Source organism: Bradyrhizobium sp. WSM2254, assembly GCF_000472645.1.
GTDB lineage: Bacteria > Pseudomonadota > Alphaproteobacteria > Rhizobiales > Xanthobacteraceae > Bradyrhizobium > Bradyrhizobium niftali.
The window spans coordinates 189220-210871 of the sequence record NZ_AXAB01000001.1; the positions used below are offsets into that span (position 1 = coordinate 189220).

Consider the following 21652-nt stretch of genomic DNA (forward strand, 5'->3'; position numbering starts at 1 on the left):
GAATGGATTCCGGGCTCATCGCTTCGCGATGCCCCGGAATGACGAGAGGACAAAATGCTATTCACCGCCGACCACGACGAGATCCGCCGTTCCTTGCAAAAATTCATCGCGGGCGAGATCAATCCTCATGTCGATGAATGGGAAAAGGCCGACATCTTCCCCGCGCACGAGCTGTTCAAGAAGATGGGCAGCCTCGGCTTCCTCGGGTTGAACAAGCCGGTCGAATTCGGCGGCTCTGGGCTCGACTATTCCTATGCGCTGATGATGGCGGAGGAGCTTGGGGCCATCACCTGTGGCGGCGTGCCGATGGCGATCGGGGTGCAGACCGACATGGCGACGCCCGCGCTGGCGCGGTTCGGCTCCAACGAGGTGCGACGGGAATTCCTGGCGCCGTCGATCTCCGGTGACTATGTGGCCTGCATCGGCGTCTCCGAGCCCGGTGCAGGTTCGGACGTTGCCTCGATCAAGACCAACGCACGCTCGGACGGCGACGACTACGTCATCAATGGCGGCAAGATGTGGATCACCAACGGCACCCAGGCCGACTGGATCTGCCTGCTCGCCAACACCGGCGATGGGCCCGTTCACCGCAACAAGTCGCTGATCTGCGTGCCCATGAAGGCCAAGGGCGTCACGGTGGCGCGAAAGCTCGACAAGATGGGGATGCGCTCGTCGGACACGGCGCAGATCTTCTTCGACAATGTCCGCGTCCCCAAGCACAACCGGATCGGCGAGGAGGGCAAGGGCTTTACCTACCAGATGATCCAGTTCCAGGAGGAGCGGCTGTGGGGCGCGGCGGCCTGCCTGAAGGCGCATGAATACATCATCAACGAGACCATTGAGTACACGCGCAACCGCAAGGCTTTTGGCCAGAGCATCCTCGACAACCAGGTCGTGCACTTCAAGCTCGCGGAGATGCAGACCGAGGTCGAACTGTTGCGCGCGCTGATCTATCGCGCCGGCGAGGCGCTGGTGGCGGGCGAGGACGTGACCAGGCTCGCGACCATGGCCAAGCTCAAGGCGGGCCGGCTTGGCCGCGAGCTCACCGACGCCTGCTTGCAATACTGGGGCGGGATGGGCTTTACCAACGAGACGCCGGTCAACCGTGCCTATCGCGACAGCCGTCTGACCTCGATCGGCGGTGGCGCCGACGAGGTCATGCTGATGGTCCTGTGCAAGATGATGGGTACGCTGCCTGGCAGCAAAGGGAATGCATCATGATCACGCTCTATCACTGTGACGCCGCACGCTCGTTCCGTCCACTCTGGATGCTGGAGGAGATGAGGCTGCCGTACGAGTTGAAGATGCTGCCGTTCCCGCCGCGGGTTTTCGCCAAGGAATATCTCGCGCTCAATCCGCTCGGCACGATTCCGTTCATGATCGACGGCGAGACGAAGATGACGGAGTCCTCCGGCATCTGCCACTACCTCGGCACCAGATACGCCCCGACGCCGCTGATGGTGGACGTCGAGGATCCCGCCTATGGCGCGTTCCTGAACTGGATGTATTTCAGCGATGCCACGTTGACCTTCCCGCAGACGCTGGTGCTCAGATACACCCAGCTCGAGCCGGAAGAGCGGCGCAATCCGCAGGTCGCCGGCGATTACGCCAAATGGTTCCTCGGCCGACTGCGCGCCGTTGAGGCAGCGACCGCGAATGCCGAAACCTTGTGCGCCGGCCGTTTTACCGCCGCCGACATCGTGATCGGCTACGCGCTCCGCCTCGCCGACAATATCGGCCTCGCCAAGGACTTTGGGCCAAATGTCGCAGCCTATTGGGCACGATTGCAGCAACGCGAGGGCTTCAAACGCGCGGTTGCTGCAGAGCAGAAGGCCGGCGTCGAGCAGAATGTCGCGCCAAGGGCGAGGGCGTAAGCTCCATTGTCGTCCCGGCGAAGGCCGGGACCCATACCGCGGAATTTGTCGATCGCGGATGGTCGTCGTACCGAACGACGAGTCTTCGCCAAACTGTGTGCGGTGGTTATGGGTCCCGGCCTGCGCCGGGACGACGGTGAAGGAGAGAGTTCCGGGCTCGTCCTTCGGTCGTCCCGGAATGACACCCTTTTATTGCGCGCCGTGACAGCGCTATCCCGTCGTGACAGCGCCCAAATTTCCGCTAAGGTGACCTCCGTCCGCAGCGGCCAGAGAGCCGCGCGAGGAGGACCCCAATGGAAGATATCGGTCGCGAATCCGACCATCTGATGCTCATCACACCGGAACGGGTATTCTATGCCGGCCTGCTCGGCCGCCCCCGCAAGCGGACCCCCGGTTGCTGCCATGTCTATGTGGCGGTCAAGGGCAACCTGCACCTGACGATCGACGACGTCCTCGCCACCGGCGAGCTGTTCGTCACCCTGCCGAACCAGCGGCATTCCATTGCCAGCGACTACCGCACCGCAATCAGCGTGACGCTCGAGCCGGAAAGCATGCCGGACGGCGTGATCGAGGCTTTGGCCGAGCGGCTGACCGGGCCGGACCGGGCCGTCTATGCCCGCAAGATCCTCGCCGCCTACGCGCTGCTGCGCCAGCGCCGCTACGGCGACATCACCACCGCCGAATTCGACGAGATGTGCTTCGGCGAGGCGCTGCCGCGCCGTGTGCTCGATCCGCGGGTGATGCGTGCGGTCGCGCGCATCGGACGCTTCTCCGGCGAACCGGTGACGGCGGATACATGCGCGGCCGAAGCAGGCCTCTCCGCCTCGCGTTTTCTGCACCTGTTCAAGGAGGAGACCGGCATCTCGTTCCGCTCCTTCCGCGCCTGGAAGCGCGCGCGGCACCTGCTGCACTTCGCCAATCAGGACCTCAACCTCGCTCATCTCGCGCAGGACATCGGCTATCCCGACTCGACCCATTTCAGCCATTCGATCCGCCGCTTCTACGGATTGAAGCCGCGCGCGATCTTCGTCGGCTCGCGCGATCTTGCGATCTATCGCAGCACCGAGACGGTGAGGCTCGCGGAAGCGAGCTAGGCTCGCCCTCGTAGGGTGGGCAAAGCGAAGCGTGCCCACCACCTTCGCCAAGCGTCGAGAAAGCGTGGGCACGGCGCGAGAGCGCCTTTGCCCACCCTACGCAGCTACAACTCGCCCTTTTCCAGCTTCTCCGCGCAAGAAGCCGCATGCCGCCCGTCACATGATCGCAAGCGTTGAATTCTCAACCTGCGAGACATCCAAGCCATGAGCGTCACGGCATGAGCGACAAGGCCGTCATCACCTGCGCGCTGAACGGCGTGCTCACCGACCCCAAGCAGCACAACGTGCCTGTGACGCCCGAGCAGATGGCACGCGAGGCCAAGGCTGCGTTCGACGCCGGCGCCAGCATCATGCACATCCATCTGCGCCAGCAGGCGCCCAACAAGGGACACCTGCCGTCCTGGGAGGTCAGCGTCAGCAAGGAGATCCAGCAGGCGATCCGGGAGGCCTGCCCGGGCGTGATCATCAACCACACCTCGGGCGTATCAGGTCCGAACTACAGCGGCGCGCTCGACTGCATCCGTGAGACGAAGCCGGAGATCGCCGCCTGCAACGCCGGCTCGCTGAATTATCTGAAAGTGAAGGCCGACAACACCTGGGCCTGGCCGCCGATGATGTTCGACAACGCCGTCGAGAAGGTGAAGGACTATCTCGACGTCATGAACGCGGTCGGCACCATCCCCGAATTCGAGTGCTTCGACGTCGGCATCGTGCGCTGCGTCGGCATGTACACTCAGGTCGGCATGTACAAGGGCCCGCTCGAATATAACTTCGTGATGGGCGTCGCCTCCGGCATGCCGTCGGACCCCGACCTGCTGCCGATCCTGGTCAAGCTGAAGCGCCCCGAAGCGCATTGGCAGGTCACGGCGATCGGACGCGAAGAGATCTGGCCGCTGCACCAGCGCTGCGCCGAACTCGGCGGCCATTTGCGTACCGGTCTCGAAGACACCTTCTATCTCGCCGACGGCACAAAGGTGACGTCGAACGGCCAGCTGATCGAAGCCGTCGCCGCCTGTGCAAGGCGTGCGGGCCGCGAGATCGCAAGCCCCGCCGAGGCGCGGAAGATTTTTGGGACGAATCGGTAAGGTATCACCTCACCTGTCATTGCGAGCGAAGCGAAGCAATCCAGAATTTCTCCGCAGAAACAGTCTGGATTGCTTCGTCGCTTCGCTCCTCGCAATGACGAGCAGGATCAGGTTATGTCCATCATCGAAAACACCATTTCCCCCGGCAGCGCCGCCTATCACGCCAACGGCGACGGCATGCTGGGTTTGATCGACCGCATGCGCGCGCTGGAAGAGCGCACGCGGGCCGCATCCGCCGCGGCAAAGGACCGCTTCCACAAGCGCGGCCAGCTGCTGCCGCGCGAACGCGTGGCGCTGGTGCTCGATCCTGGCGCACCCTTCATCGAGCTGTCGACGCTCGCCGGTTACATGTTCGACGTGCCGGATGCGAACAAGAGCGTGCCGGGCGGCGGCGTCATCGCCGGCATCGGTTTCGTCTCGGGCATCCGCTGCATGGTCAGCGCCAGCGATTCCGGCATCGATGCCGGCGCGCTGCAGCCTTTCGGCCTCGACAAGACGCTGCGGGTGCAGGAGCTCGCGCTGGAGAACAAGCTGCCTTACGTGCAGCTGGTCGAAAGCGCCGGCGCCAATTTGCTGCGCTACCGCGTCGAGGATTTCGTTCGCGGCGGCAACATCTTTCGCAATCTTGCGCGGCTCTCGGCGGCGGGACTGCCGGTCGTGACCGTCACGCACGGATCGTCCACCGCGGGCGGTGCCTATCAAACGGGCCTGTCCGACTACATCGTCATGGTGCGTGGCCGCACCCGCGCCTTCCTCGCAGGTCCCCCGCTGCTGAAAGCCGCAACCGGCGAGATCGCGACCGAGGAAGAGCTCGGCGGCGCCGAGATGCATACCCAGATCTCCGGCCTCGGTGACTACCTCGCCGAGGATGATCGCGACGCGCTGCGCATCGCACGCGAGATCATGGCGGCGCTGGAGTGGGAGCGGCCGGGCAGGGCGGCTCTTCAATTCAAGCCGCCGCGCTACGACCAGGACGAGCTGCTCGGCATCATGCCGATGGACCACAAGCGCCCCGTGGACATGAAGCAGGTGATCGCGCGCATCGTCGACGATTCCGACTTCACCGAGATGGCGCCGAATTACGGTCCCGCCACCGTCTGCGGCCATGCCCGCATCGAGGGCCAGGCCATCGGCATCATCACCAACAACGGTCCGCTCGATCCCGCCGGCGCCAACAAGGCGACGCACTTCATCCAGGCCTGCTGCCAGACCCGCACGCCGATCCTCTATCTGAACAACACCACCGGCTACATGGTCGGCAAGGCCTATGAAGAAGCCGGCATGATCAAGCACGGCTCCAAGATGATCCAGGCGGTGACGTCGGCGACGGTGCCGCAGATCACCATCTATTGCGGCGCCTCGTTCGGCGCCGGCAATTACGGCATGTGCGGACGCGGCTTCCATCCGCGCTTCTGCTTCTCCTGGCCCAACGCCAAAACCGCGGTGATGGGCGGCGAGCAGGCCGCCGAGACGATGGCCATCGTGACGGAAGCCGCCGCCGCGCGGCGCGGCAAGCCGATCGAGAAGGACAAGCTCGATGCCATGAAGGCGCAGATCGTCGGCGTGTTCGACGGCCAGATGGACGTGTTCTCGACCAGCGCGCGCGTGCTCGACGACGGCGTGATCGATCCGCGCGACACCCGGGCGGTCCTGTCCGAAGTGCTCGCGATCTGCCGCGAGGGCGACGCACGCACGCCCCAGCGCATGCAGTTTTCGGTGGCCCGGCCATGAGGAACGGATCAGTGCAGCACCGGCCGTTCTTCAAGGTCCTGATAGCCAACCGCGGCGAGATCGCGCTGCGGGTGATGCGCAGCGCGCGGAAGCTCGGCCTCGGCGTCGTCGCAGTCTATTCGGATGCGGATCGCGATGCGCTGCATGTGCGGCAGGCCGATCAGGCCGTGCGCATCGGCGAAGCCTTGCCGGCGCAATCCTATCTCAACATCCCCGCGATCATTGCCGCGGCGAAAGTCAGCGGCGCGGATGCCGTCCACCCCGGCTACGGTTTCCTCGCCGAGAACGAGGACTTTGCGCAGGCCTGCAAGGACGCCGGTCTCGTCTTCATCGGCCCGTCGCCCCAGGCGATCCAGGCGATGGGCAACAAGGCCGGCGCCAAGGAGATCATGCGGAAGGCCGGTGTGCCCTGCGTGCCCGGCTATCAGGGCACCGAGCAGGGCGACGAGGTCATGCTCGCGGAAGCCAAGAAGATCGGCGTCCCCGTGATGATCAAGGCGGTCGCCGGTGGCGGCGGCCGCGGCATGCGGCTCGTGACCGATGCGGCGTCGTTCCCCGATGCATTGCGCAGCGCACGATCGGAGGCGAAGGCTGCGTTCGGCGATCCCACGGTCATCCTCGAGCGCGCGATCCAGAATCCCCGGCACATCGAAATCCAGGTGTTCGGCGACAGCCACGGCAACGCCATCCATCTCGGCGAGCGTGACTGCTCGGTGCAGCGCCGGCACCAGAAGCTGATCGAGGAAGCGCCGTCGCCCGCGGTGACACCTGAACTGCGCGCGAAGATGGGCGAGGTCGCCGTCGCCGCGGTCAAGGCATTGCGTTACGAGGGTGCCGGCACGCTGGAGTTCCTGCTCGATGCGAGCGGCGAGTTCTACTTCATGGAGATGAACACGCGCCTCCAGGTCGAGCATCCCGTGACCGAAGCCATCACCGGGCTCGATCTCGTCGAATTGCAGCTGCGCGTCGCGCGCGGCGAGCCGCTGCCGGTGAAGCAGCAGGATATCCGCTTCGCAGGTCACGCCATCGAGGTTCGGCTGTGCTCGGAAGATGCCGCGCACGATTTCATGCCGCAGTCCGGCCGCATGGCGCGCTGGCAGGTGCCTGACGGCATCCGCGTCGAGCATGCGCTGCAATCGGGCGCGGAGATCCCGCCGTTCTACGATTCGATGATCGCCAAGGTGGTCAGCCATGGTGCCACGCGCGAGGAGGCGAGGGGACGGCTGATCGTCGGCCTGGAGCAGCTCACCGCCTTCGGCGTGACCACCAACCAGGCTTTCCTGATGGCGTGCCTGCGTCACCCCGGCTTTGCCAAGGGCGAGGCGACGACGGCGTTCATCGGTACGCATCGCGACGAACTGTTGGCGCCATCGGCGAATGCTGCATTCGATACGGCGCTGGCGGGCCTGCTGCTCTACGTCACCAATCCGCGCGCGCCGTCATGGAGAGGGGGGCGGAGCCTGTCGGCAACGTTCCCCCTTCCTGCGAAAATCGAGATCGCCGGCCACGGGCATGAGCTTGAAGTCACCCGCGAGCGCGACGGCGGCTACACCGTCGCCATCGACGGCCGGCAGGACAGGTTCGAGATCGATCAGCTCGATCCCGACGCCATCCGCTTCCGCCACGATGGTGTGATGGACAGCGCCAAATTCCTGCGCGAGGGTGACCGGCTCTATCTCCAGCACCGCGGCATCCCGCTCGCGGTGACTGATCTCACCCTCGCCGCGCCGAAGGCCGCTGCGGCCAACGGCGGCGACGGCAAGGTTCGCGCCGCCCTGAACGGCCGCGTCGTCGCCGTGCTGGTCAAGCCCGGCGACCGCGTCGCCGCCGGCCAGCCGGTGCTGACTCTGGAAGCGATGAAGATGGAGCACATCCACAAGGCCGGCATCGACGGCGTGGTCGCCGCGATCGACGTTGCCGAAGGCGAGCAGGTCACGACGGGACGGATCGTGGTGGAGATTGGGGCGGGGTAGCGCGGCAAGTTCGTCATTGCGAGCGCAGCGAAGCAATCCAGGAATCTCTCCGCGGCGATAGTCTGGATTGCTTCGCTGCGCTCGCAATGACGATGTGGAAGCGGTTTCGCCTCAAACCCAACCCGTCGTCCCGGCGAAGGCCGGGACCCATAACCACAGGATTGGGTTTGGCGAAGACTCGGAGTTGCCAGCTCGCGCGGCAACTTCTCCCTGGGGTTATGGGTCCGACGGCGGAATTATTGTCCTCGCCCCGTCCCCTCATTCAGCAAACACGCCACCTGATGTCCGGCGCCCGCAACCATCAGCGCCGGCCGCTCGATCTTGCATCGGTCCATCGCAAACCGGCAGCGGGTGTGGAACGCGCAGCCTGACGGTGGATTGACCGGGCTCGGCACGTCGCCATCGACCAGCGGCGCGAGCTTCTTCGCGAGCGGGTTGGCAACCGGCACGGAGGCGAGCAGGGCCTGCGTGTAGGGATGCCGCGGATTCCTGAACAGCTCGTCCTTGCTGGCGATCTCGACGATGCGGCCGAGATACATCACGGCGACGCGATGGCTGATATGGGCGACCACGGCGAGGTCGTGGGCGATGAAGAGGTAGGAGAAGCCGTGCTGGCGCTGGAGATCGATCAGCAGATTGATCACCTGCGCCTGGATCGAGACGTCGAGCGCGGAGACTGGCTCGTCGCAGACGATCAGGCGCGGCCCCAGCGCCAGCGCCCGTGCGATGCAGATGCGCTGGCGCTGGCCGCCGGAGAACTGATGCGGGAAATTGCGCATCTGGTCGGGCCGCAGGCCCACCTGCTCGAACAGTTTTGCGGTGCGCGCCTCCAGCGCCTTGCCGGTCGCAAGCCCATGCACGGCCAGCGGCTCGCCGACGATGTCGCCCGCGGTCATGCGTGGATTGAGCGAGGCGAACGGGTCCTGGAACACGATCTGCATCGAGCGGCGGTGCGGGCGCAGCGCCGCCTTGGAAAGATGCGTGATGTCCTCGCCCCCGAGACGGATCTGTCCGGAGGTCGGTTCGACTAGCCGCAGCACGCTGCGCGCCACCGTCGACTTGCCGCAGCCGGATTCGCCGACCAGCCCCAGTGTTTCGCCGACACCAACCGCGAACGAGACGCCGTCCACCGCGTGCACGGTGCCGACCTGCCTGCGCAACACGCCGGCGCGCACCGGGTAATGCTTCGTGAGGTCGGTGACTTCGAGCAGCGCTTCGGTCATGCGACCTCCGCGACGTCAGCCGCGCGCCAGCAGGCGGCAAGATGCCCTCCGCCCCAATCCATGAGCGGCGGATATTCGTCCTGGCAGCGCTTCACCGCGAGCTTGCAGCGCGGCGCGAAAGCGCAGCCTGGCGGCAGCCGCACCAGCGACGGCACCGTGCCGGGAATTTCGTTGAGCCGCGCCTGCGTCGCGGCGCCGGACGCCGGCACCGACGGAATCGAGGCCATCAGCCCGCGCGTATAGGGGTGTCTGGGATCGGCGAACAGCGCCTCGACGCTGGCTTCCTCGACCTTCCGGCCCGCATACATCACGATCACGCGCTGCGCGGTCTGCGCGACGACGCCGAGATCATGGGTGATCAGCACGAGCCCGGTGCCGAGCTCCTTCTGGAGGTCGAGGATCAGCGCCAGGATCTGCGCCTGGATGGTGACGTCCAGCGCAGTGGTCGGCTCGTCCGCGATCAGCAGCGCGGGCCGGCAGGCCAGCGCCATCGCGATCATCGCGCGCTGGCGCATGCCGCCGGACAATTGGTGCGGATATTCCCGCGCGCGCCGCGCCGGTTCCGGAATCCGCACCAGCCGCAGCATCTCGACTGCGATGTTCCAGGCTTCTTTGGCCGACATCGCCCGGTGCAGCCGCACGGCTTCGACGATCTGGTCGCCGATCCGCATGACGGGATTGAGCGACGTCATCGGCTCCTGGAAGATCATGGAGATGCGGTTACCCCTGACGGCGCGCATCTGTGCCTCATCCAGCGCCAGCAGGTCGGTGCCCTCGAGCGTGACGGTGCCGCCGACGATGCGGCCGGGAGGATCGGGCACCAGCCGCATCAGCGACAGCGCGGTGACGCTCTTGCCGCAGCCGGACTCGCCGACGATCGCCAGCGTCTCGCCGCGCTTGACCGTGAAGGAGACGTCGTCGACGGCCTTGAAGAGACCGGAGTTCGTGAAGAACACCGTCTTCAGGTTCTTCACTTCGAGCACGAGATCGGATTTATCAGCCATCAACTGCGCTGCCGGGGATCGAGGATGTCGCGGAGGGCGTCGCCGAACAGATTGGCGCCGAACACGGCGAGGCTGATGGCGATGCCCGGGAAGATCACCAGCCACGGCGCGGTGCGGGCATATTCGGCCGCGGATTCCGACAGCATGCGGCCCCAGGACGGATAAGGCTCGGGAATGCCGAGGCCGAGGAAGGAGAGCGAGGCTTCGGTCAGGATCGTCGAGCCGAGCTGCGCGGTGGCGAGCACGATCAGTGGCGCCAGCGTGTTCGGCAGCACATGGCGGAGCGCGATGCGCACGTCGCTCATGCCGATCGACCTGGCAGATTCGATAAAGGGCAGTTCGCGCAGCGCCAGCGTGTTGGCGCGAATGACGCGCGACACGGTCGGGATCAGCGGAATGGCGATGGCGATGATGACGTTCGGCAAGGACGGACCAAGTGCGGCAGTCATGATCAGTGCCAGGACCAGCAATGGAAGCGCCTGAAGAACGTCAGAGACACGCTGGAACACCAGATCGACCCAGCCGGAGAGATAACCGGACGTCAGCCCGACGATGACGCCGATCGTGCCGCCGAGCGCGGTCGAGCCGATGCCGACGGCAAGGGAGATGCGTGCACCATGGATGATGCGGCTGAAGACGTCGCGGCCGAAGGAATCCGTACCCATCCAGTGCGTCAGGCTCGGGCGGGCCAGCGCGCGGGCGGAGTCGATCGTCAGCGGATCGTAGCGTGCGATGAAATCGGCGAAGATCGCCGTGAGGACGAACGCCGTCATGATGACGAGCCCCGCAGCGCCCAGCACATGCCGCTGCGCCAGAAACAGCACGCGCCGCCACCCCCCGGTCGCATGCACGCCGGCACGTCTGAGTTCAAGATCATAGTCGATCGTGGCCATGCAAGCTCTATCTCCCCCCTCTCCCCGCCTGCGGGGAGAGGGTTGGGGTGAGGGGGGCTTTCAGCGGGGGAGGTGACAGCGAGACTCGCGGAGGCTCCCTCTCACCCGAACGCGCGAACGCTGTATGAGTGATGATCATGCGACTAATCCGTGTACCGGATACGCGGGTCGAACACCGCATACAGCATGTCGACGATGAAATTCGCGCTCACCACCACGACGGCGATCAGCATCACGAGGTTCTGCACGATCGGATAATCGCGCCAGCGGATCGCCTCGACCAGGAAGCGTGCGACGCCGGGGATGTTGAACACGGTCTCGGTGACGATCAGGCCGCCGATCAGGAACGCCGCCTCGATGCCGATCACGGTGATGACGGGCAGGATCGCGTTCTTCAGCGCATGCTGGTAGTTCACCGCGGCATCGGATGCGCCCTTGGCGCGCGCGGTGCGGATGTAATCCTGCCGCAGCACCTCCAGCATCGAGGAGCGGGTGATGCGCATGGTCAGTGCCGAACTGCGGAATCCGACCACCATCGCCGGGATGCAATAGGTTGCGACCGCCTCGCCAAAACTCTGGGGATTCGGATTGAAGAGCGGCATCTGGCCGAACATCGCCACCGACGCCGTGAGGACCAGCAGCCCGAGCCAGAATGACGGCAGCGACAGGCCGGACAGACTCACGACCCGCAGCGCGTAGTCGAGCCGCGTTCCCTGCTTCACCGCGCTGATGACGCCCAGGGGAATGCCGATGGACGCCGAAAACAGCAGCGCCAGGCCGGCGAGCCGCGCCGTGATCGGGATCCGCGGCAGGATCTCCTGAAGCGCCGGCTTCTCGGAGACATAGGAGTAGCCGAAATCGCCGCGCAGGAAGCCGCTGATCCAGTGCCAATATTGCACCACCAGCGGCTGGTCGATGCCGAGCTCCTTCTCCAGATTGGCCTTGTCGGCGGGATCGACATAGCCGGCCGCGGCAAACAGGATGTCGACGATGTTGCCGGGCACGATGCGCAGCAGGAAGAAGATGACGACCGAGATCCCGAACAGGGTCACGAGCATCAGAAACAGGCGCCGCACCAGATAGGCAAACATTTTGCGCTCTCCCGTCGAGCCGTTAGCCGCCCGTCGGCCGCGCTACTTGTCGAGCCACACGTCCTCGTAGCGGTAGCCGTTGTAGGAGCTGTTCGACATCACGGTGACGCCCTTGACATAGGGCTGCCAGCAGGTGCCCGCGCGCGCATGGAAGATGATCGGGCGCGCGACGTCCTCCTGCAACTTCTTGTCGATGTCCCACACCAGTTTCTTTCGCTTGGCGATGTCGGTCTCCTGCGACTGCACCTCGAACAGCTTTTCGATCTCCTTGTTGCAATAGTTGGTGTAGTTCCGCTCGGAACCGCAGGAATAGTTCTCGTAGAACGACTGGTCGGGATCGTCCACGGCGTTGCCGGTCAGGTTGAGGCCGAGCATGTAGTCCTTGCGTGCGACTTTCGGGAACCAGTTCGCCGTCTCGACGACGTCGAGCTCGCCGTCGATATAGATGCTCTTGAGCTGGTCGATCAGGATCACCGCGGGATCGCGATATTCGGCGAGGTTGCGGGTCGAGACCTTGACCGCGAGATGCTTGTCCGGACCGTAGCCCGCCTTCTGCATCAGCTTGCGCGCCTCCTCGCGGTTGGCGTTCACGTCGGGACCATAGCCCGGAATGCTCTCCAGCATCTCCTTCGGCATGCCCCACAGCCCGTTCGGCGCCGGCAGCATGGTGCCGCCGATGTCGGCCTGGCCCTCGAACAGGATCGATACGAAGGCCTTGCGGTCGAGCGACATCGCCATGGCGCGGCGGATTTCGATATTGTCGAACGGCGGCGCGGTCGAATTGACGATGATGTTGGTCGAGACATTGGTAGGCTCGACCTTGCAAACGGCATTTGCTGCCTGGGATTTCACATCCTTCAGCAGCGGGATGGTGATGTGCGTCGGGAATGTCATGTCGAACTTGCCGGCGACGAAAGCGAGGATCGCCGTCGAGCGGTTCGGGATGATGGTGAACTCGATGCCGTCGAGATAGGGCCGGCCCTCGCGCCAATAGTCGGGATTGCGGGTCAGCTTGATCGATTCATTGGCCTTGAACTCGACGAATTTGAACGGGCCGGTTCCGATCGGATGCGTGCGCATGTCACCGGGCGAGACGTGGCACGGGTACACGGGCGTATAGCCCGAGGCGAGCAGCGCCAGCAGTGACGGCTGCGGCCGCTTCAGATTGAACGAGACCTCGAGATCGCCGTTGGTCGAGATGTCGCTGACCTGGTCGTACCAGGATTTTCGGGGATTCTGCCGGAACTTCTGCTGCGACTTGCCCATCAGCATGTCGAAGGTACATTTGACGTCCGCCGAGGTGAACGGCTTGCCGTCGTGCCATTTGACGCCCTGGCGCAGCTTGAAGGTCAGCGTCTTGTTGTCGTTCACCCAGGCCCAGCTCTCCGCGAGCTCCGGCACGATGGTATCCATGCTGTTCTGCGCCACGTCCTGCTTGTAGATGACGAGGTTGTTGAACACGGGCATGAAGGGAACGTTGAGCGAGTAGGTCGCGCCTTCGTGGATCGAGGCGTTGCCGGGGCTGTCGCGGTGATACATCCGCAGAATTCCGCCCTGCTTGGGCCCGCCGGCCAATGCGATGGTCGAAAACGCCAGCAAAGATAGCGCCGCCGTTGCGGCGAGCGCCCGCACGCTCCGCATCCTCGTCCTCCCTGGACAACAGCCTTTTTCGGCCTGTTTGAAGCGACGATAGCGAGGCCCTCGCAGCGAGGCAACCGGCAAGGGTGGCGGCGCTCTCGACAATTCGGATGACGGAAGGCCGCAGGGGCTTTTCTCTCACGATGTGAAAGTAGGGGCGCCGGTTCCTGCGCAGGCGTTGGGCTCGACTATCGCAACAAACTCCGCCGTCGTCCCGGCGAAGGCCGGGACCCATATCCCCAGGGAACAGTTTGGCGAAGAAAGTTGTTCGGTACTGCTACCTATCACAATCGATAGATCACGCGGTATGGGTCCCGGCTTTCGCCGGGACGACGGCGAGTGCGTACGATTGCTGAAGGCCTCACACAATCCGCGACGCCTTGTTCCCCCAGTACCGGTCCCTTAGCAACCGCTTGTACAGTTTGCCCGTCGGCAGGCGCGGCAGTTCCTTCTCGAAATCGACCGAGCGCGGCACCTTCTGCCGCGACAGCGACGCCCCGCAGAAGGCGATTAGCTCCTCGGCGAGGGTTTCGCCCGGCACCACGCCCGGCATCGGCTGCACCACCGCCTTCACCTCTTCGCCGAGATCGGGATTGGGCACGCCGAACACGGCGGCATCGGCGACCTTCGGGTGGGTGATCAGCAGATTTTCGCATTCCTGCGGATAGATGTTCACGCCGCCCGAGATGATCATGAAGGTGGCGCGGTCGGTGAGGTAGAGGAAGCGATCGGCATCGACATAGCCGACGTCGCCGACCGTGCTCATGCTGCCGTCGGCGGAGCGCGCCTCCCTGGTCTTCTCCGGATCGTTGAAATATTCGAAGGGCGAGGCGGTCTTGAACCACACCTGGCCGGGCGTGCCGGTCGGGCATTCCCGCATGTTCTCATCGAGAATGTGGAGGTCGCCCAGCAGCACCTTGCCGACGGTGCCGCGATGGGCGAGCCACTCCTCGCTGTCGCAGGCGGTGAAGCCGAGGCCCTCGGTCGCGCCGTAATATTCGTGGATGATCGGCCCCCACCATTTGATGACGTCGTCCTTGACGAGGGCCGGGCAGGGCGCCGCGGCGTGGATCGCGATCTCGAGCGAGGACAGGTCGTAGCGCTTTCGCACCTCCTCAGGCAGCTTCAGCATGCGCGAGAACATCGTCGGCACCAGCTGGGTGTGCGTGATGCCCCACCGCTCGACGAGCTCGAGATAGCGCTCGGGGTCGAACGTCTCCATGATGATGACGGTGCCGCCCATGCGGATCGTGAGGTTCACGGCGGCTTGCGGCGCGGAGTGATAGAGCGGCGCCGGCGACAGATAGACCATGCCCTCGCGGTAGTGCCAGAGCTTCGTCAGGAAATCGAACAGCGGCAGATTGTGTTTCGGCGGCTCCTCCGGCAGCGGCCGCAGGATGCCCTTCGGCCGTCCCGTCGTGCCGGACGAGTAGAGCATGGCCGTGCCCAGCCATTCATCCGCGATCGGCGCCTTCGGCAGATCGGCGGTCACCTCGGCAAGGCCGACGATGCGGTCACTCTCACCGGGGCCGTCGGCGACGATACAGAGCTTGATATCGGGGCAGGCCTTGATCGCCTCGCGCGCGATGTCGAGCTTCGCCACGGAGGTGATCAGGATCTTGGACTGGCTGTTGACGAGGAGATAGGCGAACTCGCCCGGCGTCAGGAAGGAGTTGATGCAGGTGTAGTACAGCCCGGACCGCTCGCCGGCGCCGCAGGCCTCGAGATAGCGGGAATTGTTCTCCATGAAGATCGAATAATGGTCGAGCCGCTTCAAGCCGTGCTTGCGGAACAGATGCGCCAGGCGGTTGCTACGCGCCTCCAGCTCGCGATAGGTGACGGTCTCGCCGGTCGCGGCCATGATGAAGGCGGGCTGGAGCGGACGCAGGCGGGCATGGTGACCAGTGTACATCGATCCTCCGGCTTGAGGTTATGCGGCGAGAAGCAGGATTTCGCGCAACTGCGCGGGGCCGTCGATCTTGCGCGGGTTGCGGGGCACCCAGGGCGTGCGCATCGCCTGTTCGGCGATGGCGTCGAAATGCTCCGGAGAGACGCGCACGTCCGCAAGGCTCCGCGGCATGCCGAGCGAGCGGATGAAGGCATCGAGCACATCGGCGGCGTTGTGGCCGGGAAAGCCCATGGCGGCAGCCACGATCATCTGGCGCTCGGCATTGTCGCGCGCGTTCCAGCGCATCACCGCCGGCAGCATGATGCAGGAGGTGTAGCCGTGCGGCACGTCGAAGGCCGCGCCCAGCACGTAGCCGATGCCATGGCTCGCACCCATCGGCACGCCGGCCGCAAGCGCACCCATCGACAGCCAGGTGCCGATCTGCGCATCCATCCGCGCGTCGAGGTCGGCAGGATCGGCCTTCACCCGCGGCAGCGCGTCGGCGAGCATGGCAAGACCCTTGACCGATTGCGCGTCGGCATAAGGGTGCGTCTCGCGCGAGCAGATCGCCTCGACGCAATGGTCCACGGCGCGGATGCCGGTGGACAGGAACAGCCATTCCGGCGTGTGCACGGTGATGGCGGGATCGAGAATGGTCGCGCGCGGCACGGTGAGCGGATGCCGCAGCATCTGTTTCACATGCGTGCTGCGGTCGGTCACGCCCGCGATCGAGCTGAATTCGCCGCCGGCAATGGTCGTCGGCACGCTGATCTGGCGCACGGCCGGCGCGTTCATCTCCGGTGCGACGCCCTTGTGCACGCGGATGCGCTCGATGCCGTCGATATCGTCGATGCCGTTGGCAAGGCAGAGCTGCACCGCCTTGGCCCCGTCGGTGATCGAGCCGCCGCCGACCGTGACGATCAGATCGGCGCCCACCTCGCGCGCCGCATTGGTGGCTGCGATCACCGCCTCGCGCGGCGTGTGCGCCGGCATGGCGTCGAACACGCCCGCACAGCGTGCGCCCAGCGCCTCTCTGATCTTCTCGATTTCGTCGGTCTGCCGGTTCAGCGTGCCGGAGACCATCAGGAAGGCACGGCGCGTCCCGAGCCGGTCCATCTGCGCGACGATGGCGCCTGCCGCAGGATGGCCAAAGACGACCTCCTCGATCGCGCCGTAAACGACACGTCCCTTGTGCACGCCTGTCCTCCCGGACAATTCGTCTTGTTCTTGTAGCGTAATCTAGCCGAGCGGCCGGCATCCGTCATGTGCGAAGACGCTGGCGCAACTCTTATCCTTCCCCTCCAGGGAGGGCTGCATGTGACTTCTTGGCGGGGGGGCCTGAGCGCACGCCTCGTCCTTCGAGACGACCGCTCCGCGGTCTCCTCAGGATGAGGCTGAGCGGCATCTTTGCCGGTCGAAATTGCTGCCGCGCACTCCGTCCTCGTCCTGAGGGCCCGCCAAAGGCGGGCGTCTCGAAGGATGGGCCGCAGAGCAACGGCCTTAAATGCGATTGCCCTGCCCTCCAGGGGAGGGTGGGAACGTCGCTCCTTCATCACCAGTCTTACGCGAGCTCAATCCGACCCTCGCGCCTGCTGCCATCTCTCCCTGTCAACCCATCATCCGGCTAGGTCCTCTCGCCGAGCATTGCGTGAGCCATCGTCTTGAAGATTTCATTATGGCAGCCCATCTTGTGTCCCCCGCGGGTAGGCGCGTACCCTGCGTTTTCTGCGGCTTTTATGCGAGGACCTGGGATGAGCGAACCGGATGGAAGCGAGCAATTTGTCAAAACGCACGATTTCGTTCGGCCGCGGCCTTACGCCATCGCCGGCCTTCTCGCCGCGGCGTTCGCGCTCACCGGTTGCGGACAGCCGGCCTCGCAAGCCTCCGCGCCGCCGCCTCCGCCGGTGACGGTCGCGCAGCCGGTCAAGCGCACCGTCACCGATTGGGACGAATTCACCGGCCGCTTCGAGGCGGTCGAGGAGGTGCAGGTGCGTCCCCGCGTCGGCGGCTTCGTCAACTCCGTCGAATTCCAGGACGGCGCCATCGTGCACCAGGGCGATCTGCTCTATGTCATCGACCCGCGTCCGTTCGAGGCGGTGGCGGAGCAGGCGGACGGCCAACTCTCCGATGCGCGCGCCAAGGTGGAGCTTGCCAAGCGCGAGCTCGACCGCGGCCTCAACCTGGTGCAGACCAGCGCCGTCTCCGAGCAGGTCGTCGACCAGCGCCGGCAGGCCCTGCAGGCCGCGCACGCGGCGGAAGTGCAGGCCGCGGGCGCGCTGAAGGCTGCCAAGCTCAACATCGAATTCACCCATGTGACCGCGCCCCTCACGGGCCGCGTCGGCCGCCATCTCGTCAGCCCCGGCAATCTCGTGCAGGGCAGCGATACCGGCACCTCGACGCTGCTCACCTCGATCGTCGCGCTCGATCCGATCTACGTCTATTTCGACATGGATGAGACGACGTTCATCAAATACAGCAAGCTGTGGTTCGAAGGTAAGCGCCCGAGCTCGCGCGATACGGCGAATCCTGTGCAGGTGACGCTGGCCGGCGAAACCAAGCCCTCGCATGAGGGCACCATCAACTTCCTCGACAACCGCCTCGATGTCTCCACCGGGACCCTGCGCAGCCGCGCCGTGATCAAGAACACCGATCTGTCGATCCTGCCCGGCCAGTTCGGCCGCGTCCGGCTGATCGGCAGCGCGCCCTATGAGGCGCTGCTGATCCCGGATGTCGCCGTTGCGACCGACCAGTCCCGCAAGATCGTGTTCGTGGTCAAGCCTGATGACACCGTGGAAGCGCGTCCCGTGGTGCTTGGGCCGATCGACGACGGCCTGCGCGTGATCCGCGAAGGCTTGAAGGCGGACGACCGCGTCATCGTCAACGGCATCCAGCGCGCCCGCGTCGGCGCCAAGGTGGCGCCGTCTCCCGCGCCAGCGCCGGCCGGCGGCAAGCCCGGTGACAAGTCATGAATCTTGGCCGTCTCTCCATCAACCAGCCCATCCTGGCGATGGTGCTGTCGATCGTGCTGCTGATCGTCGGTGCGCTGGCCTACACCACGCTGCCGGTCTCCGAATATCCGCAAGTGGTGCCGCCGACGGTCGTCGTCACCACGCAATATCCCGGCGCCTCCGCGCAGACCGTGTCCGACACGGTCGCAGCTCCGATCGAGCAGCAGATCAACGGCGTCGAGGACATGCTGTATCTCTACAGCCAGGCGACCTCGAACGGACAGCTGACGATCACCGTCACCTTCAAGCTCGGCACCGACCTCGACAAGGCGCAGGTGCTGGTGCAGAACCGCGTCGCGATCGCACAGCCGCAATTGCCGGACGAAGTGCAGCGCAACGGCGTCGTCACCCGCAAGAACTCGCCCGACATCCTGATGGTCGTGTTCATGCTGTCGCCCGACGACAGCTTCGACCAGCTCTACATCTCCAACTACGCGCTGCTCCAGGTCCGTGACCAGCTGCTCCGGATCGACGGCGTCGGCGACATCCAGATCTTTGGTGCGCGCGACTATTCGATGCGGCTGTGGCTCGATCCGGACCGGATCGCCAATCTCGGCCTGACCTCGACCGAGGTGCTGGCGGCAATACGTGCCCAGAACGTGCAGATCGCGGGCGGCCAGATCGCCGAGCCGCCGATCGCCGACCGCGCCTTCCAGCCCAATCTCGTTTTCACCGGCCGCCTGAAGGACCAGAAGCAGTTCGAGGACATTCTGATCAAGGCCGGCTCCGACGGCCGCACGGTGCGCCTGCGCGACGTCGCCCGCATCGAGCTCGGGGCGCTGGCGTATTCCACCAACAGTTTCCTGTTGCGCAAGTCGGCGGTCGCGATGCTGGTGACGCAGCGGCCGGGATCGAACGCGCTCGCGACGGCCAAACACATCTCCGACACGATGACGAGGCTCAAGGAGAGTTTTCCGAAAGGCCTCGATTACAATATCGGCTACAACCCGACCGAATTCATCGCGCAGTCCGTCCATGAGCTGATCAAGACCATCTACGAGGCCATGCTGCTCGTGGTCGTCGTGGTGCTGGTGTTCCTGCAGGGATGGCGACCCGCGATCATTCCGATCATCGCGATCCCGGTGTCGCTGGTCGGCACCTTCGCGGTGATGGCGGCGCTGGGCTTCTCCATCAACAACCTCACGCTGTTCGGCCTCGTGCTCGCGGTCGGTATCGTGGTCGACGACGCCATCGTGGTGGTGGAGAATGTGGAGCGCCATCTCGAGCACGGCCTGAGCCGGCGCGATGCCGCGCTCAAGACCATGGAAGAGGTCGGCGGCGCGCTGGTCTCGATCGCGCTGGTGCTGTGCGCGGTGTTCGTTCCGACTGCATTCATCGGTGGCCTTTCCGGGCAGTTCTTCCAGCAATTTGCCGTCACCATTGCGGTCGCGACCGCGATCTCCTGCTTCTGCTCGCTGACGCTGTCGCCGGCGCTGGCCTCGCAGATTCTCACCCCGCATGAAGAGAAGCGGCCGCCGGCGAGCTGGAATGTTATCGCGCGCGGCTGGAATGCCTTCACCGGTGTGTTCAACCGCGTGTTCGACCGGCTGGCGCATAGCTATGCCGGCCTTGCGAATTTCGTGATCCGGCACTCGGTGGTGATGATCCTGATCTATGTCGTGCTGATCGGCAGTGCGGGCTGGCTGATCGTGACCACGCCGCAGGGCTTCATCCCGGCGCAGGATCGCGGCTACGTCATCATCTCCGTGCAATTGCCCGGCGCGGCCTCGCTGGCGCGCACCACGGAGGTCGTGCGCGAGATCGAACGGATCTCGCTGGATACACCGGGCATCATCCGCGTCGCTGCTTTCGCCGGCTTCTCCGGCGCCACGCGTACGCAGTCCGGCAATGCGGCCGCGCTGTTCCCGGTGTTCGACGAGCCCGAGGTGCGGCTGAAGAAGGGGCTGACCGCAAATGCCATCACCGGCGAGCTGCGCAAGCGCCTCGCCGTGATCCAGGGTGCCTTCATCATCGTGATTCCGCCGCCGGCCGTGCCCGGCATCGGCACCGGCGGCGGCTTCACCATCCGAATCCAGGACCGCCAGGGTCGCGGGCCTGAACTGCTCGCCGCGGCCACCGACGAGCTCGTCGCCGCGGCCCGCAAATCGCCCTTGCTGCTCGCTCCGACGGTGTTCTCGCCGTTCTCAGCCAACACGCCGCAGCTGTTCGTCGACATCGACCGCACCAAGGCACAGAAGCTCGGCGTGCCCATCGCCAACATCAACGACACGATCCAGACCTATTTCGGATCGACCTATGTCAACGACTTCAACCTGTTCGGCCGTACCTATCACGTCACCGCGCAGGCCGATTTCCCGTTCCGCAAGGAGCCCAGCGATCTCTCGCGGCTGCGCACGCGCAATGCCTCGGGCGACATGGTGATGCTCGGCAGCGTCGTCGAGTTCAAGGACGTCTCCGGCCCCGATCGCGTCGCGCGCTACAATCTCTATGCCGCGTCCGAGCTCCAGGGCGAGCCGGCGCCGGGCGTGAGCTCGACCACGGCGCTCAACACCGTCAAGAAGCTCGCGGACGATACCTTGCCGAGCGGCTTCACCTTCGAATGGACCGACCTCTCCTACCAGCAAATCACCGGCGGCAATGCCGGCCTGCTGGTGTTCCCGATCTGCGTGCTGTTCGTCTACCTCGTGCTCGCCGCGCAATATGGCAGCTGGACCCTGCCGTTCGCGGTGATCCTGATCGTGCCGATGTGCCTGCTCGCGGCGACCATCGGCGTGCGCATCATGGGCCAGGACGTCAACATCCTCACCCAGATCGGCTTCGTCGTGCTGGTAGGCTTGGCGGCGAAGAACGCGATCCTCATCGTGGAGTTCGCGCGCGACATCGAGCTCGAAGGCAAACCGCGGCTCGAGGCCGTGATCGACGCTTGTCGATTGCGCCTGCGGCCGATCCTGATGACGTCCTTCGCCTTCATCCTCGGCGTGCTGCCGCTGGTGATCTCGAGCGGCTCCGGCTCGGAGATGCGCCAGGCCGTCGGCGTCGCCGTGTTCTTCGGCATGATCGGCGTCACCCTGTTCGGCCTTCTGTTCACGCCGATCTTCTATGTGGTGGTGCGGAACCTGGCCGAGGGGAAGAACGACGGGAAGCCGAAGGCCGTTGGCTGACGGTAGTTCGTGTGGCCACCAGCGCATC

At 65.1% G+C, this 21652-nt stretch carries 15 protein-coding genes; 8 read left to right on the forward strand and 7 right to left on the reverse strand.

All coding sequences use genetic code 11. The features are described 5' to 3' along the window. Window positions 1-54: 54 nt before the first annotated feature. The 6 genes from A3M7_RS0100860 to A3M7_RS0100885 all read left to right on the forward strand — a co-directional run bounded on the left by A3M7_RS0100860 (window position 55) and on the right by A3M7_RS0100885 (window position 7757). Window positions 55-1221 carry an acyl-CoA dehydrogenase family protein gene (locus tag A3M7_RS0100860; protein ID WP_027542210.1) on the forward strand — a complete coding sequence of 389 codons (1167 nt, stop codon included), beginning with the start codon at window positions 55-57 and terminating at the stop codon, window positions 1219-1221. Next, on the forward strand, window positions 1218-1874 hold the full coding sequence (locus A3M7_RS0100865) for a glutathione S-transferase family protein (RefSeq protein ID WP_027542211.1): 657 nt from the start codon (window positions 1218-1220) through the stop codon (window positions 1872-1874). The genes A3M7_RS0100860 and A3M7_RS0100865 overlap by 4 nt, the downstream gene beginning before the upstream one ends. 293 nt (window positions 1875-2167) lie before the next feature. After that, window positions 2168-2968, forward strand: a complete 801-nt coding sequence (locus tag A3M7_RS0100870) for an AraC family transcriptional regulator (RefSeq protein WP_027542212.1) — start codon at window positions 2168-2170, stop codon at window positions 2966-2968. A 218-nt stretch (window positions 2969-3186) separates the two neighbouring features. After that, window positions 3187-4053, forward strand: coding sequence for a 3-keto-5-aminohexanoate cleavage protein (locus tag A3M7_RS0100875; protein ID WP_027542213.1), 867 nt, complete (start codon window positions 3187-3189; stop codon window positions 4051-4053). Window positions 4054-4167: 114 nt separating this feature from the next. Continuing rightward, window positions 4168-5784: an acyl-CoA carboxylase subunit beta gene (locus A3M7_RS0100880; RefSeq protein WP_027542214.1), complete on the forward strand. Its 1617-nt coding sequence runs from the start codon at window positions 4168-4170 to the stop codon at window positions 5782-5784. After that, window positions 5781-7757, forward strand: a complete 1977-nt coding sequence (locus A3M7_RS0100885; protein ID WP_027542215.1) for an acetyl-CoA carboxylase biotin carboxylase subunit — start codon at window positions 5781-5783, stop codon at window positions 7755-7757. The genes A3M7_RS0100880 and A3M7_RS0100885 overlap by 4 nt, the downstream gene beginning before the upstream one ends. Window positions 7758-7993: 236 nt before the next feature. Here A3M7_RS0100885 and A3M7_RS0100890 read toward each other — a convergent pair whose 3' ends face one another. The 7 genes from A3M7_RS0100890 to A3M7_RS0100920 form a co-directional block, all read right to left on the reverse strand. Beyond that, window positions 7994-8980: an ABC transporter ATP-binding protein gene (locus A3M7_RS0100890; protein WP_027542216.1), complete on the reverse strand. Its 987-nt coding sequence runs from the start codon at window positions 8978-8980 to the stop codon at window positions 7994-7996. Continuing rightward, window positions 8977-9984, reverse strand: coding sequence for an ABC transporter ATP-binding protein (locus A3M7_RS0100895; RefSeq protein ID WP_027542217.1), 1008 nt, complete (start codon window positions 9982-9984; stop codon window positions 8977-8979). Before A3M7_RS0100895 ends, A3M7_RS0100890 begins: the two co-directional genes overlap by 4 nt. After that, complete coding sequence (locus A3M7_RS0100900) at window positions 9984-10877, reverse strand: ABC transporter permease (RefSeq protein ID WP_027542218.1); 894 nt, start codon at window positions 10875-10877, stop codon at window positions 9984-9986. The genes A3M7_RS0100895 and A3M7_RS0100900 overlap by 1 nt, the downstream gene beginning before the upstream one ends. 143 nt (window positions 10878-11020) lie before the next feature. Continuing rightward, window positions 11021-11968, reverse strand: coding sequence for an ABC transporter permease (locus tag A3M7_RS0100905; RefSeq protein ID WP_011083812.1), 948 nt, complete (start codon window positions 11966-11968; stop codon window positions 11021-11023). A gap of 42 nt (window positions 11969-12010) precedes the next feature. Next, complete coding sequence (locus A3M7_RS0100910) at window positions 12011-13609, reverse strand: ABC transporter substrate-binding protein (RefSeq protein ID WP_027542219.1); 1599 nt, start codon at window positions 13607-13609, stop codon at window positions 12011-12013. A 358-nt stretch (window positions 13610-13967) separates the two neighbouring features. Further along, window positions 13968-15518, reverse strand: coding sequence for an AMP-binding protein (locus A3M7_RS0100915; protein ID WP_027542220.1), 1551 nt, complete (start codon window positions 15516-15518; stop codon window positions 13968-13970). Between the two features lie 18 nt (window positions 15519-15536). Beyond that, window positions 15537-16691, reverse strand: coding sequence for an iron-containing alcohol dehydrogenase (locus A3M7_RS0100920; RefSeq protein WP_027542221.1), 1155 nt, complete (start codon window positions 16689-16691; stop codon window positions 15537-15539). A gap of 554 nt (window positions 16692-17245) precedes the next feature. On the opposite strand from A3M7_RS0100920, the gene A3M7_RS0100925 reads away from it, so the two are divergent. Together A3M7_RS0100925 and A3M7_RS0100930 are read left to right on the forward strand one after the other, a co-directional pair. Continuing rightward, window positions 17246-18463, forward strand: a complete 1218-nt coding sequence (locus A3M7_RS0100925; RefSeq protein WP_027542222.1) for an efflux RND transporter periplasmic adaptor subunit — start codon at window positions 17246-17248, stop codon at window positions 18461-18463. Beyond that, a complete protein-coding gene (locus A3M7_RS0100930; protein ID WP_027542223.1) occupies window positions 18460-21624 on the forward strand; it encodes an efflux RND transporter permease subunit in 3165 nt (1054 codons plus the stop codon). The genes A3M7_RS0100925 and A3M7_RS0100930 overlap by 4 nt, the downstream gene beginning before the upstream one ends. Window positions 21625-21652 lie beyond the last annotated feature (28 nt).

What these genes read in the sequence shown, in the direction of transcription:
- A3M7_RS0100895 (WP_027542217.1), bottom strand. Translation starts at nt 9,984, where the DNA reads ATGGCTGATAAATCCGATCTCGTGCTCGAAGTGAAGAACCTGAAGACG.
- A3M7_RS0100865 (WP_027542211.1), top strand. Translation starts at nt 1,218, where the DNA reads ATGATCACGCTCTATCACTGTGACGCCGCACGCTCGTTCCGTCCACTC.
- A3M7_RS0100910 (WP_027542219.1), bottom strand. Translation starts at nt 13,609, where the DNA reads ATGCGGAGCGTGCGGGCGCTCGCCGCAACGGCGGCGCTATCTTTGCTG.
- A3M7_RS0100930 (WP_027542223.1), top strand. Translation starts at nt 18,460, where the DNA reads ATGAATCTTGGCCGTCTCTCCATCAACCAGCCCATCCTGGCGATGGTG.
- A3M7_RS0100915 (WP_027542220.1), bottom strand. Translation starts at nt 15,518, where the DNA reads ATGTACACTGGTCACCATGCCCGCCTGCGTCCGCTCCAGCCCGCCTTC.
- A3M7_RS0100870 (WP_027542212.1), top strand. Translation starts at nt 2,168, where the DNA reads ATGGAAGATATCGGTCGCGAATCCGACCATCTGATGCTCATCACACCG.
- A3M7_RS0100885 (WP_027542215.1), top strand. Translation starts at nt 5,781, where the DNA reads ATGAGGAACGGATCAGTGCAGCACCGGCCGTTCTTCAAGGTCCTGATA.
- A3M7_RS0100860 (WP_027542210.1), top strand. Translation starts at nt 55, where the DNA reads ATGCTATTCACCGCCGACCACGACGAGATCCGCCGTTCCTTGCAAAAA.
- A3M7_RS0100875 (WP_027542213.1), top strand. Translation starts at nt 3,187, where the DNA reads ATGAGCGACAAGGCCGTCATCACCTGCGCGCTGAACGGCGTGCTCACC.
- A3M7_RS0100925 (WP_027542222.1), top strand. Translation starts at nt 17,246, where the DNA reads ATGAGCGAACCGGATGGAAGCGAGCAATTTGTCAAAACGCACGATTTC.
- A3M7_RS0100890 (WP_027542216.1), bottom strand. Translation starts at nt 8,980, where the DNA reads ATGACCGAAGCGCTGCTCGAAGTCACCGACCTCACGAAGCATTACCCG.
- A3M7_RS0100905 (WP_011083812.1), bottom strand. Translation starts at nt 11,968, where the DNA reads ATGTTTGCCTATCTGGTGCGGCGCCTGTTTCTGATGCTCGTGACCCTG.
- A3M7_RS0100880 (WP_027542214.1), top strand. Translation starts at nt 4,168, where the DNA reads ATGTCCATCATCGAAAACACCATTTCCCCCGGCAGCGCCGCCTATCAC.
- A3M7_RS0100900 (WP_027542218.1), bottom strand. Translation starts at nt 10,877, where the DNA reads ATGGCCACGATCGACTATGATCTTGAACTCAGACGTGCCGGCGTGCAT.